An 18391-nucleotide genomic window follows, 5' to 3' on the forward strand; every position below is an offset into this window, starting at 1 on the left:
ATCAAACGGGCGTATGAATTGAGCGTTTGTCTTACTGACCGCTCCTACAGAATCCCGACTATCGCGTTGGCGGGTGTGCCGGGTGGATTGGCGTTAGCATCGACGAAAAAGCGTCCTGCCGAGCCATTCGCCTGCGTCCGACGTGTACTGTTCAGCTTCCATATCGTGGAGATCAGTTGATGATTTACGAAGGTAAAGCCATCACGGTTAAAGCTCTTGAAAGTGGCATCGTCGAATTGAAATTCGACCTCAAGGGTGAGTCCGTCAACAAGTTCAACCGTCTAACCCTGAACGAACTGCGTCAGGCCGTAGACACCATCAAGGCAGATGCTTCGATCAAGGGCGTGATCGTCAGCAGTGGCAAGGACGTGTTTATCGTCGGCGCCGACATCACCGAATTTGTCGACAACTTCAAGCTGCCGGATGCCGAGCTGGTTGCTGGCAATCTCGAAGCCAACAAGATCTTCAGCGATTTCGAAGACCTCAACGTTCCGACCGTAGCGGCCATCAATGGCATCGCCCTGGGCGGCGGTCTGGAAATGTGCCTGGCGGCTGACTATCGCGTCATGTCCACCAAGGCCAAGATCGGTCTGCCGGAAGTCAAACTGGGCATCTACCCAGGCTTCGGCGGCACCGTGCGTCTGCCGCGCCTGATCGGTGCCGACAACGCCATCGAGTGGATTGCCTCCGGCAAGGAAAACCGTCCTGAAGACGCGCTGAAAGTCAGTGCCGTCGACGCTGTGGTTGCACCAGAAAAACTGCAGGAAGCGGCACTTGAGCTGATCAAACGCGCCATCTCCGGCGAGTTCGATTACAAGGCCAAGCGTCAGCCGAAGCTGGATAAGCTCAAACTGAACGCCATTGAACAAATGATGGCTTTCGAAACCGCGAAAGGTTTCGTTGCCGGTCAGGCCGGCCCGAACTACCCGGCGCCGGTTGAAGCGATCAAGACCATCCAGAAAGCCGCGAACTTCGGTCGCGACAAGGCGCTGGAAGTCGAAGCCGCCGGTTTCGTCAAACTGGCCAAGACCTCTGCCGCGCAGAGCTTGATCGGTCTGTTCCTGAACGATCAGGAGCTGAAGAAAAAGGCCAAGGCCTACGACGAAATCGCCAAAGACGTGAAGCAGGCTGCCGTACTCGGCGCCGGCATCATGGGTGGCGGTATCGCTTATCAGTCGGCCTCCAAAGGTACGCCGATCCTGATGAAGGACATCAACGAGCACGGTATCGAGCAGGGTCTGGCCGAAGCCGCCAAACTGCTGGTTGGCCGAGTTGATAAAGGTCGCATGACCGCTGCGAAAATGGCCGAAGTGCTCAACGCCATTCGTCCGACCCTGTCCTACGGCGACTTCGGTCACGTCGATCTGGTGGTCGAAGCGGTCGTTGAAAACCCGAAGGTCAAGCAAGCTGTGTTGGCCGAAGTCGAAGGTCAGGTCAAAGAGGACACCATCCTCGCGTCCAACACCTCGACCATTTCCATCAGCCTGTTGGCAAAAGCCCTCAAGCGTCCGGAAAACTTCGTCGGCATGCACTTCTTCAACCCGGTGCACATGATGCCGCTGGTGGAAGTGATCCGTGGCGAGAAGTCGAGTGAGCTGGCCGTTGCCACCACCGTTGCCTACGCCAAGAAAATGGGCAAGAACCCGATCGTCGTCAACGACTGCCCAGGCTTCCTGGTCAACCGCGTTCTGTTCCCTTACTTCGGCGGTTTCGCCAAGCTGGTCAGCGCCGGTGTGGACTTTGTCCGTATCGACAAGGTCATGGAAAAATTCGGCTGGCCGATGGGCCCGGCGTACCTGATGGACGTGGTCGGTATCGACACCGGTCACCACGGTCGTGACGTGATGGCTGAAGGCTTCCCGGACCGCATGAAGGATGACCGCCGTTCGGCCATCGACGTGCTGTACGAAGCCAAGCGCCTGGGTCAGAAGAACGGCAAGGGCTTCTACGCCTACGAGGCCGACAAGAAAGGCAAGCAGAAGAAAGTCGCCGATCCGTCGGTGCTGGAAGTGCTCAAGCCGATCGTTTACGAGCAGCGCGAAGTCACTGACGAAGACATCATCAACTGGATGATGATCCCGCTGTGCCTGGAAACCGTGCGTTGCCTGGAAGACGGCATCGTTGAAACCGCCGCTGAAGCCGACATGGGTCTGGTCTACGGTATCGGTTTCCCTCCATTCCGTGGCGGTGCACTGCGCTACATCGATTCGATCGGTGTTGCCGAGTTCGTTGCCCTGGCTGACCAGTACGCTGATTTGGGCGCGCTGTACCACCCGACCGCGAAACTGCGTGAAATGGCCAAAACCGGCCAACGGTTCTTCGGTTAAGCGTCCCAACTTTTGAGCGAGAGTGAAATTTTATGAGCTTGAATCCAAGAGACGTCGTGATTGTCGACTTCGGTCGTACTCCGATGGGCCGCTCCAAGGGCGGCATGCACCGCAACACCCGTGCCGAAGACATGTCGGCACACCTGATCAGCAAATTGCTGGAACGCAACGTCAAGGTTGATCCGAACGAAGTCGAAGACGTGATCTGGGGCTGCGTCAACCAGACTCTGGAGCAGGGCTGGAACATCGCGCGCATGGCGTCGCTGATGACGCAGATCCCGCACACTGCTGCCGGTCAGACCGTCAGCCGTCTGTGTGGCTCCTCGATGAGCGCTTTGCACACTGCTGCGCAAGCGATCATGACCGGTAACGGTGACGTGTTCGTGGTTGGCGGCGTCGAGCATATGGGCCACGTGAGCATGATGCACGGTGTCGATCCGAACCCGCACATGTCGCTGTACGCGGCAAAAGCCTCGGGCATGATGGGTCTGACCGCTGAAATGCTCGGCAAAATGCACGGCATCACTCGCGAGCAGCAAGACGCTTTCGGCGTGCGTTCCCACCAGTTGGCTCACAAGGCCACCGTGGAAGGCAAGTTCAAAGACGAAATCATCCCGATGCAGGGCTACGACGAGAACGGTTTCCTGAAACTGTTCGACTACGACGAAACCATTCGTCCGGAAACTACCCTGGAAAGTCTGGCGGCCCTCAAGCCTGCCTTCAATCCAAAGGGCGGCACCGTGACTGCCGGTACTTCGTCGCAGATCACTGACGGTGCTTCGTGCATGATCGTGATGTCGGCACAGCGTGCGCAGGACCTGGGTATCCAGCCAATGGCGGTTATCCGTTCGATGGCAGTGGCGGGTGTGGATCCGGCAATCATGGGCTATGGTCCAGTTCCGGCGACACAAAAAGCCTTGAAACGTGCGGGCCTTGGCATCAACGATATCGACTTCTTCGAGCTCAACGAAGCTTTCGCTGCACAGGCCCTGCCAGTGCTGAAAGATCTGAAAGTGCTCGACAAGATGAACGAGAAGGTTAACCTGCACGGCGGCGCGATCGCCCTGGGTCACCCGTTCGGTTGCTCCGGTGCCCGTATTTCCGGCACCTTGCTGAACGTGATGAAGCAGAATAGCGGCACCTTCGGGGTGGCCACTATGTGCATTGGTCTCGGCCAAGGCATCTCCACCGTCTTCGAACGCGTTTAAGCGTCTCGTTGATGGAAGCCGGGGCCAAGTGCCCCGGTTTTTGTTTTTGTGGATTTATTTTTGTTTTTATTTTGAAAAAATTTGAGTGAGGGCCAAAGCATGCCGATACAACCTGGGCTCTACCAACATTACAAAGGTCCGCAGTACCGTGTTTTCAGTGTCGCACGGCATTCGGAAACCGAAGAAGAAGTGGTCTTTTACCAAGCCCTGTATGGCGATTACGGCTTTTGGGTGCGCCCTTTGAGCATGTTTCTCGAGTCGGTCGAGGTTGACGGCGAGCAGGTGCCACGCTTTGCTTTGGTGCAAGCCGAACCGAGCCTTTTTTCCAAGGCATAAGGCGAGTGCGCACAGAACCCTGTGCTTGACCTCACCTTGTATCAACTATATATAGCGGTGCCGCGTCAGGCGCCAACCGCCTTTCACTTCTAGAATTCAGGAATTTTCTGATCCATGGGCAAATCGCTGGTCATTGTGGAATCCCCGGCTAAGGCCAAGACCATCAACAAGTATCTGGGTAACCAATACGTGGTGAAGTCGAGTATCGGCCATATCCGAGACCTGCCCACCAGCGGTTCGGCTAGCGCCAGCAAAGAGCCAGCCGCCAAGCGCGGCAAGGCAGCTGCGGGCGAAGGTCCGGTGCTCTCGCCGAAAGAGAAAGCGCGCAAGCAGCTGGTCTCGCGTATGGGTGTCGATCCCGATCATGGCTGGAAAGCCAAGTACGAGATCCTCCCGGGCAAAGAGAAGGTCATCGAAGAGCTGCGCCGGCTCGCCAAAGATGCTGACACCATCTATCTCGCAACCGACTTGGATCGCGAGGGGGAAGCCATTGCCTGGCACCTGCGCGAAGCCATCGGTGGTGACGACAGCCGCTACAAGCGCGTGGTGTTCAACGAAATCACCAAGAAGGCGATTCAGGAAGCGTTCTCCCAGCCGGGCGAGTTGGACATCGATCGTGTCAACGCTCAGCAGGCGCGGCGCTTCCTCGATCGCGTTGTCGGTTACATGGTCTCGCCACTGCTGTGGGCGAAGATCGCCCGGGGCCTGTCCGCCGGTCGCGTGCAATCGGTTGCCGTGAAACTGGTCGTAGAGCGTGAGCGCGAAATTCGAGCGTTCAACCCGGAAGAGTACTGGGAAGTGCATGCCGATCTCGGCACCACCAAAGGCTCGACCGTGCGTTTCGAAGTGGCCCGTGAGAAAGGCGAAGCCTTCAAGCCGCTGAACGAAACCCAGGCCATGGCCGCGCTGGAGAAACTCAAGTCTTCCAGCTACAGCATCGTCAAGCGCGAAGACAAGCCAACCAGCAGCAAACCGTCGGCGCCGTTCATCACGTCCACTTTGCAACAGGCTGCGAGCAACCGCCTGGGCTTTGGCGTGAAGAAAACCATGATGATGGCCCAGCGTTTGTACGAAGCTGGCTACATCACTTATATGCGTACCGACTCGACCAACCTCTCGGCCGATGCCGTGACGATGGCGCGTGCTTATATCGAAGACGAGTTCGGCAAGAAGTATCTGCCGGAAACGCCAAACGTCTACAGCAGCAAGGAAGGCGCACAAGAGGCTCACGAAGCGATTCGTCCGTCCGACGCCAACACCATTCCAAGCAAGCTGGCAGGCATGGAGCGTGATGCAGAGCGTCTCTATGAGCTGATCTGGCGCCAATTCCTCGCTTGCCAGATGCTGCCGGCGCAATACTTGTCGACCACTGTCAGCGTCGGTGCTGGCGACTTCGAGCTGCGTGCCAAGGGCCGCATCCTCAAGTTCGACGGTTACACCCGTGTAATGCCGCAGATTGCCAAGCCTGGCGATGACGACGTTCTGCCTGATATGGCGCAGGGCGACGTAATGAAGCTGATCAAGCTTGATCCGTCCCAGCACTTCACCAAGCCGCCGGCGCGTTACTCCGAAGCGAGCCTGGTGAAAGAAATGGAAAAACGCGGCATCGGTCGTCCTTCGACTTATGCAGCGATCATTTCGACCATTCAGGATCGCGGTTATGTGACCCTGCACAACCGTCGTTTCTACTCGGAAAAGATGGGCGACATCGTTACCGAGCGTCTGTCGGAGAGCTTCTCGAACCTCATGGACTACGGTTTTACCGCCGGCATGGAAGAGAACCTCGATGACGTCGCACAGGGCGAGCGCGACTGGAAAAGCGTGCTGGACGAATTCTACGGCGACTTCAAAAAGAAACTCGAAGTAGCCGAAAATCCGGACAACGGCATGCGCGCCAACCAGCCGGTAATGACCGATATTCCGTGCACCACCTGCGGTCGTCCGATGCAGATCCGCACCGCATCGACCGGCGTATTCCTCGGTTGCTCGGGTTATAGCCTGCCGCCGAAAGAGCGCTGCAAGGCCACCGTCAACCTGGTGCCGGGCGACGAGATCGCTGCGGACGACGAGGGCGAATCGGAATCGCTGGTGCTGCGCGGCAAGCATCGTTGCCCGATCTGCAGCACGGCGATGGACGCTTACCTGCTCGACGAGAAGCGCAAGCTGCACATCTGCGGTAACAACCCCGATTGTGCCGGCTACGAAATCGAAGAGGGCAGCTATCGCATCAAAGGCTACGAAGGTCCGAGCCTGGAATGCGACAAGTGCGGCAGCGAGATGCAACTCAAGACCGGCCGATTCGGTAAGTTCTTCGGTTGCACCAACCCTGAGTGCAAGAACACCCGCAAACTGCTGAAGAGCGGTGACGCGGCGCCGCCGAAGATGGATCCGGTGAAGATGCCTGAGCTGAAATGCGAAAAGGTCAACGACACCTACATCCTGCGCGACGGTGCCTCGGGTCTGTTCCTGGCGGCGAGCCAGTTCCCGAAAAACCGCGAGACTCGTGCTCCGCTGGTGATCGAGATTGTGCCGCACAAGGACGAAATCGATCCGAAGTACCACTTCCTCTGCGATGCGCCGAAGAAGGATCCTGATGGTCTGCCAGCGGTCATCCGCTACAGCCGCAAGACCAAGGAGCAATACGTGCAGACCGAAGTCGACGGCAAGCCTACCGGTTGGAAAGCTTACTACGACGGCGGCAAGTGGACCGTTGAAGACAAGCGCGCAAAAGCCAAGGCTGAGTAAGCGTTAGTCCGGCACTGAAAAGGCCGCATGCGAACCCTCGGGTTTTCATGCGGCCTTTTGGTTTTCTGCTTGCGGTGGGATCGGCTGATCCACGACACTGTCCGGCCTGTGTGAAGCAATTATTTCGTTGTGGAGAGCGCCGTCATGGCTCACGAACTCTATACCCGTACCAATCAGAAGATCTATTTCGCCGGCCTGTCGCTGGAAGCCCTGGCTCGTGCTGAAGAGGGGCGGGCGATGAATTCCCTGGCGCTGATTCAGGCCGGTCGTGAATCGGCGTTGTTTCACCTCTACGGCGCTCTGTTGGGGCTTTGCCATGAGATCGCGGGCTTCTATCGTCTGCCCCAAGCCAGCGCGCCCCGGGCTGAGGCGTTGCTGACGCGCGAAGTGCTGGAGTCGATTGCGATTCCCGAGCTGGCCGAAATGATTGAACTGGCGGGTAACTCGGAAACCTGGCTGGCAAAACTGCTGGCTGCACATTCAGCGCTGTTTCAACCACCGCGGGTGCCGCACAAGGCCAAGGGCGATGTGACACAGCCACTGATTCAGGCGATTAATCTGGACGAGGAAGAGGCGCCAGATGAGCTGAGCCGAGAGGAGTTGGAGAGCTGGCGGCAGAACCTCAAAGGCCTGGCGCTGCGTTTTCGCGAGGGGTTGAACGAGTGCTGAGGATGATTGACACGGTGGCAATCTGAAACATGCTGCTGGTCAAGATCCCGAGCGAAGCCTGAATGATGTCTATATAATCCCTGCCTTTCGTGGAGAACAGACCTATATGCCAACGTCCTTTCTAGAAATTGTCGAGTTACCAGACGGCCGAATCGAACTGCGCAGGGCTGAGGACGAAGGTTCTTTGGTGACTCTGGATTTCTCCGAGGATGCCAAGACTTTCCTTCAAGGTCAGCATGTGGAAATCGCCAAGGCGATGTTGAGCGTCGGCGTGCAGATGGCAGGCCGGATGATCGAAGGTGAGTTTGATAAGGAAGAGGGGCCGCGGGTTCTTCACTGATCCCCGCCTGCATTTCGTTTTTATCGTTACCGCTTCAGATCGGCTTCTCTGTCCCTGGAGAAGCCCTGCGCTTCACACAGCGCACGCTACTCGTCAATCAACCCAATCGAATGTTCAGGCTCTGAGCGTCGCCCGTGCGTGCAGCGCTGATCAGCTGTTGCCGTGAACCTGCGTTCAGCGGGTTGAGCCAGGTCACCACCGTGTGGCTGCGGCCCAGGCGTAATGCCTCGCACGCCAGTTGTTGAGCGCTTTGAGTGCCGCGCGGTTGCAACAGCAAGATGCGCTCGCGGTTCAGGCCAGCATCGCGCAACCAGGTTTGAGTCAAGCTGGCCGGTGGCGCAATCAGCGTCAGCCAGCGAGCATCCTGGTCCTCGCTCAGTTCGCGAAGGATCGGGGCAAGCAGGTTCAGGCAGTTCCCCGCCGCACCACGCAGTGACAGCTCACTGAATACTTCAGGTTCGGCAGTCCACGGGCGCTCGACCACTTCTTTGAGGGTCGGCGCCATCGGTTGTGCCAGAAACGCTTCGAATAAAGGCAGTTGTGTTTGCTGAGGTGTGTGTGGGAACTGCATAGAGCCTCCTTTAGCGGCGGATAACGCCGACACTCAAGCCTTCGATCACCAGTTCCTGATCTTTCAGGTCGACTTCGATAGGGGCGAACTCAGGGTTTTCGGCCATCAGCCAGACCTTGCTGCCTTCGCGCTTGAAGCGTTTGACGGTCACTTCGTCGCCGATACGTGCAACGACAACCTGACCATTTCGCGCTTCGCGGGTGGTGTGGACGGCAAGAAGGTCGCCATCGAAAATGCCGATGTCCTTCATGCTCATGCCGTGCACGCGCAACAGGTAGTCGGCACGAGGGTGGAAGAAGGTTGGATTGATGTTGCAGGACTCTTCGATGTGCTGCTGGGCGAGAATCGGTGCACCGGCAGCCACACGGCCGATGATCGGCAGGGTGGAGTCATCAGCCTTGGCTTCAAAGCCAGGGATGCGAATGCCGCGAGAGGCACCGGGAGTCATCTCGATGGCACCCTTGCGAGCCAATGCCTTGAGGTGTTCTTCGGCCGCGTTCGGCGACTTGAAGCCCAGTTCCTGAGCGATTTCCGCGCGGGTCGGCGGGTAGCCGTTGTCTTCGAGGCAACGTTTGATAAAGGCCAGAATCTCGGCTTGGCGTGGCGTCAGCTTTAGCATATTGATCGCTCTGTCTTTTTATACAGTGACTGGGATTATATACAGTGAAGCGGTCTTGGCAATGCCCGTTTTTTTGCACGCCGCCAGACGGTCGGCAGGTGTGCTTATTAATGCGGCGGGCATGTGTGGTTAAATAGCTGACCGACCATTCCCAAAACGAACCGGCAGGCTTGACAACGCACAGGCTGAAACGTATGTTTCAAACAAGTGTTTGTCAGGCGGAGTAGCCATGGCCCAGTCGGAAACCGTTGAACGCATTCTTGATGCTGCCGAGCAGTTGTTCGCGGAGAAAGGTTTCGCTGAAACCTCATTGCGTTTGATCACCAGCAAGGCTGGCGTCAACCTGGCAGCAGTGAACTATCACTTCGGCTCGAAGAAAGCCCTTATTCAGGCAGTGTTCTCACGCTTCCTCGGGCCGTTCTGCATCAGCCTCGATAAAGAGCTGGAGCGCCGTCAGGCCAAGCCTGAAAACAAGCCGACCCTTGAAGAACTGCTGGAAATCCTCGTCGAGCAAGCGCTCGTGGTGCAGCCACGCAGCGGCAACGATCTGTCGATCTTCATGCGTCTGCTCGGCCTCGCGTTCAGCCAGAGCCAGGGCCACTTGCGCCGGTACCTGGAAGACATGTACGGCAAGGTGTTCCGTCGTTACATGCTGCTGGTCAACGAAGCCGCGCCACGGATTCCGCCGATCGAGTTGTTCTGGCGCGTGCATTTCATGCTTGGTGCCGCCGCGTTCAGCATGTCCGGCATTAAAGCCTTGCGTGCGATTGCCGAGACTGATTTCGGCGTCAACACTTCCATCGAACAAGTCATGCGCCTGATGGTGCCGTTTCTCGCTGCGGGAATGCGCGCCGAAACCGGCGTTACTGACGCGGCGATGGCGACCGCGCAGTTGCGCCCACGTAGCAAATCGACACCGGTTGCCGCCAAGGTTTAACCGTACACGGGTGGGCGCGGCAGCTTGTATCCGCTAAGCTAGCCGCCCATGCCGACTCTCGTTGTGAACCCGATCTCGATAGAAATTGCCGACCTGCCGAGCCTTGCTCACGGTAGCGATTTGCTGCGGATCGGGTTTTTCGTTTTCAAGGAATCTCTATGACTGCTGGCCTGCAAGGCTCGTTGATGGTGGACGTCGCCGGTACCTGGCTGACGGCTGAAGATCGCCAATTATTGCGCCAGCCCGAGGTGGGCGGCCTGATCATTTTCGCGCGCAATATCGAACATCCGCGCCAGGTGCGTGAGCTCAGCGCGGCGATCCGCGCGATTCGCCCGGACCTGCTGCTGGCGGTGGATCAGGAGGGCGGTCGCGTGCAGCGCTTGCGCCAAGGCTTTGTACGCCTGCCGGCGATGCGCGCTATCGCCGATAACCCGAATGCCGAATACCTCGCCGAGCAGTGCGGCTGGATCATGGCCACTGAAGTGCTGGCGGTCGGTCTCGACCTGAGTTTCGCCCCGGTGCTTGACCTGGACTACCAGCGCAGCGCCGTGGTGGGCACCCGTTCATTTGAAGGTGATCCAGAGCGTGCCGCACTGCTCGCGGGAGCCTTTATCCGGGGCATGAACAGCGCCGGCATGGCCGCCACCGGCAAACATTTCCCCGGTCACGGCTGGGCTGAAGCCGATTCGCACGTGGCGATCCCGAATGACGAGCGCAGCCTCGACGAGATCCGTGCCAACGACCTCGTGCCGTTCGCCAAACTCAGTAAACAACTGGCCGCGATCATGCCGGCGCACGTCATCTATCCGCAGGTTGATTCGCAGCCCGCCGGTTTCTCCCGGCGCTGGTTGCAGGACATCCTGCGCGGCGAATTGCAGTTCGATGGCGTGATCTTCAGCGATGACCTGTCGATGGCCGGCGCCCATGTGGTCGGCGACGCCGCCAGTCGCATCGAAGCTGCACTGACTGCCGGTTGCGACATGGGCCTGGTGTGCAACGACCGCGCCGCTGCCGAACTTGCCCTGAGCGCCGCGCAACGGATGAAGGTCAAGCCCTCCGCGCGAATCGCCCGCATGCGCGGTGAGGCCATCGCCAGCACCGAATATCGCCAGGATCCGCGCTGGCTCACCGCTATCGGCGCGCTCAAAGACGCTCAACTGATCGATTAAGGATTTTTTCGCTATGACCGTTTACGCAATCATCGGTGGCACCGGCCTGACCCAGCTCGAAGGCTTGACCATTCGTCAATCGCTGGCGGTGGACACGCCCTACGGCGCGCCCTCGGCCGACGTGCAGATTGGCGAATACGCCGGCAAGGAAGTGCTGTTCCTCGCCCGTCACGGCCATCCGCATCGCTTCCCGCCGCACAAGGTCAACTACCGCGCCAACCTGTGGGCGCTGAAGCAAGCGGGTGCCGAAGCGATTATCGCAGTGAATGCCGTGGGCGGGATTCATCCTGCGATGGGCACCGGGCACTTTTGCGTGCCGCATCAGATCGTCGACTACACCAGCGGTCGCGAGCACAGCTTTTTCGCTGATGACCTGGAACACGTCACCCACATCGACTTCAGCTTCCCCTACAGCGAACCGCTGCGTCAGCAATTGATCGCCGCGGTGGCGGCTGAAGGCTGCGATTACAGCGATCAGGGCGTTTACGCCTGCACCCAAGGCCCGCGTCTGGAAACCGTGGCCGAGATCGTGCGTCTGGAGCGTGATGGCTGCGACATCGTCGGCATGACCGGCATGCCGGAAGCGGCATTGGCCCGCGAGCTGGATCTGGAATATGCCTGTCTGGCGCTGGTGGTGAACCCTGCGGCGGGCAAGACCACCGAAGTGATCACCATGGCCGAGATCGAGCAGGCGCTGCATGACGGCATGGGCAAGGTGAAGTCGACGTTGGCGCGGGTGTTGGCCAGCTAAGGGCCGCCAATGAGCATTTTCATCGAACAGCTCAAGTCATTGGCCTGGACTCAGGAATTCACTAGCACCGCGCTGGCCAAGGCTCGGGCTTATGCCGCCGAGGACCGGGTAGAGATCATCGAGATCGATGACAGAAAGATCGAGGCGTTTTGCGTCGGTTCGCAAGATCAGGCGTATGAACAAATCATTTACCTGTCTGAAGATCGGCTAGGTTCCGTCTATTTGCGTTGCCTGTGCACCTGTCCTGTCGCTATCGACTGCAAGCATTGCGCTGCGGTGCTTTATCACCTGCAGGGCAGTGATCATAGTGCGTCTGAAAGTGATGCACAGATCCCGTTGGGTCGGGCGCTGGAACATTGGCTTTCGACCATTCCCGTGCCGGCCAAACCTGCTGAAGAAGGCGCGCAAACCGCAGGCACGCGCCTGTTTTACAAGCTCAAGCCAACGCCTGTGAGCGGTAAGTGGCTGCTCGATATTTTCAAGGTTTCCCAGCTCAAGAGCGGCGAGTTACGCGAAGTCAAACCGATGTATTCGCTGGCGGAAATGCTCATGCGTCAACCCGGCTACCTGTCCGAGCTGGATCTGCGCGTCGCCAGGCTGCTGGTTGCCATGCACTCTCACCACGCCTATTACAGCGGCTATCCGCTGGAAGGCAGCAGCGGCGCCGAACTGCTGGAAATGCTCCTGCGCACCTCGCGGCTGTTCCTCGATTTCGAGGATCTGCGACCGTTGGTGCCGGGCGCGAAGCGCATCGGTCAGTTCGCCTGGGCCGAGCAGGCCGACGGCGGTTTCCGCGCGCAGTGGAGCAGTGCCGAGGCTGCGCAGGAAACTGTGCTGGCGCTGGAGCCGCTTTATTACCTGGATCGTGAACAGCGGCAGATTGGCCCTCTGTTCAATGAGCTGGAAGAAAAACTGGCCAGCCATTTGACTCTGGCGCCGGACATTCCGGCGCGTCAGGCCATGCAGTTCAGCCATCGCATGAGCGCCGCGACGAGAATCCCGCCGCCACACCAACTGACCGAACGAATCATCGACGACGTACTACCGCAGCCACAACTGACTCTCGTCAGCGGTCGGGAGCGCTCGCGCTGGGAATACGTTCTGGAGCACCGCGCTGCCCTGGTGTTTACCTACAACGGCCGGCCGACGGTGGATCGCAACCCGGAAGTAATGATCCTCAACGGTACCGAAACCCAGCGCATTCAACGCCAGCCTGCGGTGGAAAAGAAACTGCGCCAGATCCTGCAAAAGCTCGGTTTCAAAAAAGCCACGCGCAAGAGCTCGCTGGATCGTCCCGGCGAGATGTTCACGTTGCCGGATGATTCCGCCTGGCTCGGGTTTATGCACGAAGGGCTTGCCACGTTGCGCGCCTCGAACTGGGAAGTGGAGATGAGTCCCGGCTTTCATTTCAATGTGCAACCGGTTGAGCATTGGTACGCCGAGGTCGAAGAAGAGGCTGGGCATCAGTGGTTTGACTTGCAGTTGGGTATCGTCGTCAATGGCCAGCGATATAGTTTGCTACCAATCCTTCTGCACTTGTTGCGCACCCAGCCGCGCTTGCTTGACCCGGTCAATCTGGCACAACGCAGCGATGACGAAAAACTCCTGATCGAACTGAAACCCAGCGGTTTTGGTGACTCTTCGGGCGCCAAGGTCGCGCTGCCGCTGAGTCGGGTCAAGCCGCTGATGGCCACGCTGGGCGAGTTGTACTTGGGCGGTCATCAGGGCGATGCACTGCGCTTGAGTGTCCCGGACGCCGCGCGCTTGAGTATGCTCGATGGCGTGCCGCTGGATTGGCAGGGGGGCGAGCGGCTGCGCACCTTCGCCAAGCGATTGCAGAATTCCAGTCACACCTACGTCGTTGCGCCGGCCGGTCTTAACGCGCAATTGCGCCCGTATCAGCTCGAAGGCCTGAACTGGATGCAGACCCTGCGTGAGCTTGAGGTCGGCGGCATTCTGGGCGATGACATGGGGCTGGGCAAAACCCTGCAAACCCTGGCGCATCTGCTTACGGAAAAACACGCCGGTCGCCTTGATTGCCCGGCTCTTGCGGTGATGCCGACCAGCCTGATTCCCAACTGGCTCGACGAGGCCGAGCGTTTCACCCCGCAGTTGAGAGTATTAGCGCTGCACGGCACTGGGCGGCAAAAGGATTTCGCTAATCTGGCCGAGTACGATCTGGTGCTGACCACTTACGCGTTGCTGCCGAGGGATCTCGAGGTTCTGCAGCCGCAGCTGTGGAGCGTGCTGATTCTCGACGAAGCGCAGAACATCAAAAATCCGATCAGCAAAGCGGCGCAAGCCGCGCGTGATCTGCAAGCCCGCCAGCGCTTGTGCCTGAGCGGCACGCCATTGGAAAACCACTTGGGCGAGCTGTGGTCGCAGTTTCATTTCCTCATGCCCGGTTGGCTTGGCGACAGCAAATCCTTCAATCGCGATTACCGCACGCCAATCGAAAAGCACGGCAATGTTCAGCGCATGCAGCACCTGACAGCGCGCATCAAACCCTTTTTACTGCGCCGCAAAAAGGATCAGGTCGCCACCGAACTGCCGCCGAAAACCGAAATAGTCCATTGGGTCGATCTCAGCGACGGCCAGCGCGATGTCTATGAAACAGTTCGCGTCGCAATGGATAAAAAAGTCCGTGACGAAATTGCCCGCAGTGGTGTGGCGCGCAGTCAGATCATCATTCTCGATGCCTTGCTCAAGCTGCGGCAGGTCTGTTGCGACTTGCGCCTGATCAAGATGCCGCTGACGGCGAAGGCACTGCGCTCCGGCAGTGGCAAACTGGTCAGTTTGATGGAGATGCTCGAAGAGCTGCTCGGCGAAGGTCGCAGGATCCTGCTGTTCTCGCAGTTCACCTCAATGCTGGCCTTAATCGAGGAAGAACTGCAGCAGCGTGACATTGCCTATTCGCTGCTGACCGGTGAAACTACGGATCGGCGCACGCCGGTGAAGGATTTTCAGGGCGGCAAGGTGCCGTTGTTTCTGATCAGTCTCAAGGCCGGGGGTACTGGTTTGAATCTGACCGCAGCGGACACGGTGATCCACTTCGACCCTTGGTGGAACCCCGCAGTGGAGAATCAGGCGACGGATCGTGCGTATCGAATCGGGCAAAACAATCCGGTGTTCGTTTACAAGCTGATCGCTCGCGGCACGGTAGAGGAGAAAATCCAGGCGTTGCAGCAGGAGAAAGCAGCGTTGGCCGGTGCGGTGCTTGAAGGTGGGACGACGGGTGGCTGGAAGCTGGAGCAGAGTGACATCGAAGCGCTGTTTGCGCCGTTGCCTGTTGCCAAGGGCTGAGCCCTAAGTAATAGAGCAATATCTGATGGCCCCATCGCTGGCAAGCCAGCTCCCACAGCGTTGTGAGTCGTACACAAAACTGTGTTCCAACTCGATAATGTGGGAGCTGGCTTGCCAGCGATGGCTATCTAACAGACAAAAAAGGTCTCAACGCTTGTCGAGCTTGTCCGGCAACGGCGCAAACAGCGCTTCAATATCATCACTCTGCAACTTCCAGTCCCCAGCCTTGCGCCCATCCAGCACGCCCGCCGCCAGGTCGGATTTTTCCTTTTGCAGGTGCTGAATCTTCTCTTCTACCGTGCCTCGGGCAATCATTTTGTAAACGAATACCGGCTTCTCCTGACCAATCCGGTACGCCCGATCCGTCGCCTGATTCTCGGTCGCCGGGTTCCACCACGGGTCGTAGTGAATCACCGTGTCCGCTTCCGTCAGGTTCAAGCCAACACCGCCGGCCTTCAAGCTGATCAGAAAGATCTGACGCTTGCCGCTCTGGAATTCCTTCACCGGTGTACGCCGATCGCGGGTCTGGCCGGTCAACAACGCGTAGGAAACGTTACGTTTTTTAAGCTCTGCTTCGATCAAGGCCAGCATCGAGGTGAACTGCGAAAACAGCAAAATCCGCCGTCCTTCCTCAAACAACTCCTCAAGCATTTCCATCAGGCTGTCGAGCTTGCCGGACGTGCTGCCGCGAGCGGGCAGGGTGGCGTCGTTGACCAAGCGCAAATCACAGCAAACCTGACGCAGCTTCAACAGCGCCTCAAGAATGATGATCTGACTGCGCGCCACGCCTTTGCGGGTGATTTCGTCGCGGACTTTCTTGTCCATCGCCAAACGCATGGTTTCGTATACATCGCGTTGCGCTTCGTTGAGATCGACCCAATGGATGATCTCGGTTTTCGGCGGCAACTCGGTGGCAACCTGCTCTTTAGTCCTGCGCAACAAAAACGGTTTTATCCGACCGTTGAGGTGCTGAAGTCTGACTTCACTGCCGCGCTTTTCAATCGGCACACGGTAATCGGCGTTGAAGCTTTTCACGTCGCCGAGCCAGCCCGGCAGCAGGAAGTGAAACAGCGACCACAGCTCACCGAGGTGGTTTTCCAGTGGCGTACCACTCAGGCACAGACGCTGACGTGCGTTGAGCTCACGCGCGGCTTGCGCAGCTTTGCTGTTGGGATTCTTGATGTACTGCGCCTCATCCAGCACCAATACATGCAGCGGCTGCTTGGCCAGACGTTCGACGTCTTTGGGCAGCAGCGCGTAGGTGGTGAGGATCAGGTCGAAATCGGCCAGATTATCGAAATGCTTTTTGCGCGTGGCGCCGTACAGCGCGACCACTTTCAGCTGCGGGGTGAAATGTGCCGCCTCATCCAGCCAGTTTGGAATCAGACTGGTCGGCATCACCACCATGCACGGGCGATCCAAACGTCCGGCGATTTTCTCGCTGAGAATATGCGCCAGGGTCTGTAGGGTTTTACCCAAACCCATGTCATCCGCAAGAATCCCGCCGACTTCCAGTTGCCGCAGCGATTGCATCCAGCTCAGGCCTTCGAGCTGATACGGACGCAGCGTCGCATTCAGACCTTGTGGCGCTTCAACACTGAAGTCACGAATGTCGCGCAGGCGTTGAGCGAACGTGCGGATCTGCTCGCCGCCCTCCCACAGCAGCGGCAGGCCTTCCAGAGAATTGAGTCGTGTGGCGTCGGCCTTGCTCAGGCGCAGGGTGGTTTCGCCCGGCTCCTGCAAATAAAACTCGCCGAGCGTCATCAATACCGGTTTCAGCCGGCCCAACGGTAAAGCAACCTGCAGCGGCCCGTGCTCAAGGTTGCGTTGCGGCACGTTGACCAGAATCAGCTCGTCATCGCGACGGCGCGCAAGGCGTTCCGGGTTGAGGATTTCCGCGTGCGAGCGCATCAGATTGAGCAGGATCGGCAGCAGGCTCAGACGTTCACCATTGACGATGATCCCCAGCTCCAGATCGAACCAGTCACGCTCCGGCGCCTGCTCGACCGTGGCGTACCAGTCATCCACGGCTGTCAGATCAAAGCCGAACTCTTCGTCGATCTGCAATTCCCAGCCTTGTGTGCGCAGCTTCGGCAGGTCATTGAGGGTGAACGTCAGCCAGGCGCTGTCATTGACCATCTCGTACAGCTCGCCCGCGCTTTCCGGCAGCGCTTTGCTCTGCCGCGTGGCAATACGAAAGCCGAGGATTCTTAACTGTTCGCGGTAGGACTGTTCGACGTCCGGATGACGTTTTATCCGCAGGGTCTGGGTTTCCTGGCGGATCAGGATGTCGCTGTTTTTCTGCCCGCTGACGTACTCATTCAGATAGCTGAACGACAGCGCCGCGCGGTGCTGAATATAACGCTGCATCTTGCCGTTGCGCGGTTCGAAAGCGCTGAACTCGACGCTGGCCAGCCACAGCCGCGGCATTGGTTGCACATTATCGACCAGCACTTGCGGCGGTGCTTTCGGGCCACGGTTTTCCAGCACGGCTTGAAGTTTTTCCAACAGTTCGGCGTCTTGGGCGGCGGCGGGGTAATCGAGGGTTTCCTGCACTTTCAGCAGTACCGCTGCGCAGTGTTTACAGTTGCTGCGCACCGGGCAGGTACAGCCGGCATCGACCAGCAGCAAAGTGCCTTTGGCTGACTCGCGAAGATGAATCGTCTGACGGTAAACGTTACCGCCAGAGCCTTCGCAACTGGCGGTGATCGTTGCATCGCCGACCTGGGCGATGCGTACCCGGTTTTCCAGGGCGTAGCGGCGGCCACGCTCCAGGCTCTGTTCCTTGAATCGGCTGACCCAGGAGGGCGCCAACGGTTTACTCAGCGGCGGGTTCATAAGGACTTCGATCAGTCCGGAATCGCTTCAGGCGCTTCCCGTGGCGCAGGTGCGGTCAGGGAAGTGATCTTGATCAGCAGCGCCAGATGGCCGTTGTCGAGATAGTTGAGTTGGCCGTTCTTGGTGTGGCTGTCCTGTTTCAGGCGTTCACTGGCGGTGACCAGGCCATTGCTGTCGATCTGATTGACCCAGAAATCGGCCGCGACGTCGGTGAAACGCCCGAGCTTCATCTCCAGCGTGCCCTCGATCGGGAACTGGCCGTACTGCTCTTGACCGTCGCTGACCGCGACTTTCGCTGGTGCTTCACCGAGGGTTTGCTGCCAGGCCTTGTGCATCAGCACTGTGTAGTCGCCACTGGCGGTGAGTTTAGTCACTACGTCATTCAGCGCCGGCGTGCGCTTGCTGTCGTCGCCCAAACGCTGGGCGCCAGCGGCCCAGTCTTCCGGCGCGGCACGGCTGACGATGGCCGGCACGGCGTTCTGGCGCACCAGAATCATTTCGACCTGATACAGGTCATCGGCAAAAGCCGAAGGTGCTACCAGGGTGAGTAGCAAAGTCAGCGAACGAAACAGGCGCAT

The 18391-nt window shown here is 58.6% G+C and carries 14 protein-coding genes; 10 read left to right on the top strand and 4 right to left on the bottom strand.

Translation table 11 applies throughout. The annotated features are described in order from the left end of the window. Positions 1–179 precede the first annotated feature (179 nt). The 6 genes from fadB to ACQ4MY_RS24980 all read left to right on the top strand — a co-directional run bounded on the left by fadB (position 180) and on the right by ACQ4MY_RS24980 (position 7625). The gene (gene fadB / locus ACQ4MY_RS24955; protein ID WP_008082214.1) at positions 180–2327 is read left to right on the top strand and encodes a fatty acid oxidation complex subunit alpha FadB; all 2148 of its coding nucleotides are present in this window, start codon (positions 180–182) and stop codon (positions 2325–2327) included. A 32-nt stretch (positions 2328–2359) separates the two neighbouring features. Next, positions 2360–3535 carry an acetyl-CoA C-acyltransferase FadA gene (gene fadA, locus ACQ4MY_RS24960; RefSeq protein ID WP_008082213.1) on the top strand — a complete coding sequence of 392 codons (1176 nt, stop codon included), beginning with the start codon at positions 2360–2362 and terminating at the stop codon, positions 3533–3535. Positions 3536–3634: 99 nt separating this feature from the next. Beyond that, positions 3635–3871: a DUF1653 domain-containing protein gene (locus ACQ4MY_RS24965; protein WP_007910467.1), complete on the top strand. Its 237-nt coding sequence runs from the start codon at positions 3635–3637 to the stop codon at positions 3869–3871. A gap of 114 nt (positions 3872–3985) precedes the next feature. Then, positions 3986–6616, top strand: a complete 2631-nt coding sequence (gene topA / locus ACQ4MY_RS24970; RefSeq protein ID WP_440096796.1) for a type I DNA topoisomerase — start codon at positions 3986–3988, stop codon at positions 6614–6616. A 144-nt stretch (positions 6617–6760) separates the two neighbouring features. After that, positions 6761–7285 (top strand): DUF6586 family protein, encoded by a 525-nt coding sequence (locus ACQ4MY_RS24975; protein ID WP_440096798.1) that lies wholly within the window; start codon positions 6761–6763, stop codon positions 7283–7285. A gap of 106 nt (positions 7286–7391) precedes the next feature. Then, a complete protein-coding gene (locus ACQ4MY_RS24980) occupies positions 7392–7625 on the top strand; it encodes a hypothetical protein (protein WP_008082203.1) in 234 nt (77 codons plus the stop codon). Positions 7626–7722: 97 nt separating this feature from the next. Here the strand turns inward: ACQ4MY_RS24980 and sulA are convergent, their stop codons facing one another. After that, positions 7723–8196, bottom strand: coding sequence for an SOS-induced cell division inhibitor SulA (gene sulA / locus ACQ4MY_RS24985; RefSeq protein WP_440096799.1), 474 nt, complete (start codon positions 8194–8196; stop codon positions 7723–7725). Positions 8197–8206: 10 nt separating this feature from the next. Continuing rightward, complete coding sequence (gene lexA / locus ACQ4MY_RS24990; protein ID WP_008082195.1) at positions 8207–8815, bottom strand: transcriptional repressor LexA; 609 nt, start codon at positions 8813–8815, stop codon at positions 8207–8209. Positions 8816–9044: 229 nt separating this feature from the next. Here lexA and ACQ4MY_RS24995 point away from each other — a divergent pair, with 229 nt between their 5' ends. The 4 genes from ACQ4MY_RS24995 to ACQ4MY_RS25010 all read left to right on the top strand — a co-directional run bounded on the left by ACQ4MY_RS24995 (position 9045) and on the right by ACQ4MY_RS25010 (position 14975). Further along, positions 9045–9752, top strand: coding sequence for a TetR/AcrR family transcriptional regulator (locus ACQ4MY_RS24995; protein WP_007910473.1), 708 nt, complete (start codon positions 9045–9047; stop codon positions 9750–9752). A 158-nt stretch (positions 9753–9910) separates the two neighbouring features. Then, the gene (gene nagZ / locus ACQ4MY_RS25000; protein ID WP_440096800.1) at positions 9911–10921 is read left to right on the top strand and encodes a beta-N-acetylhexosaminidase; all 1011 of its coding nucleotides are present in this window, start codon (positions 9911–9913) and stop codon (positions 10919–10921) included. Positions 10922–10934: 13 nt separating this feature from the next. Beyond that, positions 10935–11672 (top strand): S-methyl-5'-thioinosine phosphorylase, encoded by a 738-nt coding sequence (locus ACQ4MY_RS25005; protein WP_008082191.1) that lies wholly within the window; start codon positions 10935–10937, stop codon positions 11670–11672. A gap of 9 nt (positions 11673–11681) precedes the next feature. Then, on the top strand, positions 11682–14975 hold the full coding sequence (locus tag ACQ4MY_RS25010) for a DEAD/DEAH box helicase (RefSeq protein ID WP_440096801.1): 3294 nt from the start codon (positions 11682–11684) through the stop codon (positions 14973–14975). A gap of 147 nt (positions 14976–15122) precedes the next feature. Here ACQ4MY_RS25010 and ACQ4MY_RS25015 read toward each other — a convergent pair whose 3' ends face one another. Both ACQ4MY_RS25015 and ACQ4MY_RS25020 read right to left on the bottom strand, forming a co-directional pair. Beyond that, positions 15123–17813 carry a DEAD/DEAH box helicase gene (locus ACQ4MY_RS25015; protein ID WP_440096802.1) on the bottom strand — a complete coding sequence of 897 codons (2691 nt, stop codon included), beginning with the start codon at positions 17811–17813 and terminating at the stop codon, positions 15123–15125. A gap of 11 nt (positions 17814–17824) precedes the next feature. Beyond that, positions 17825–18391, bottom strand: a complete 567-nt coding sequence (locus ACQ4MY_RS25020) for a CsiV family protein (protein ID WP_440096803.1) — start codon at positions 18389–18391, stop codon at positions 17825–17827.

The sequence above is a fragment of the Pseudomonas sp. SM4 genome, assembly GCF_051913165.1.
Classification (GTDB): Bacteria; Pseudomonadota; Gammaproteobacteria; order Pseudomonadales; family Pseudomonadaceae; genus Aquipseudomonas.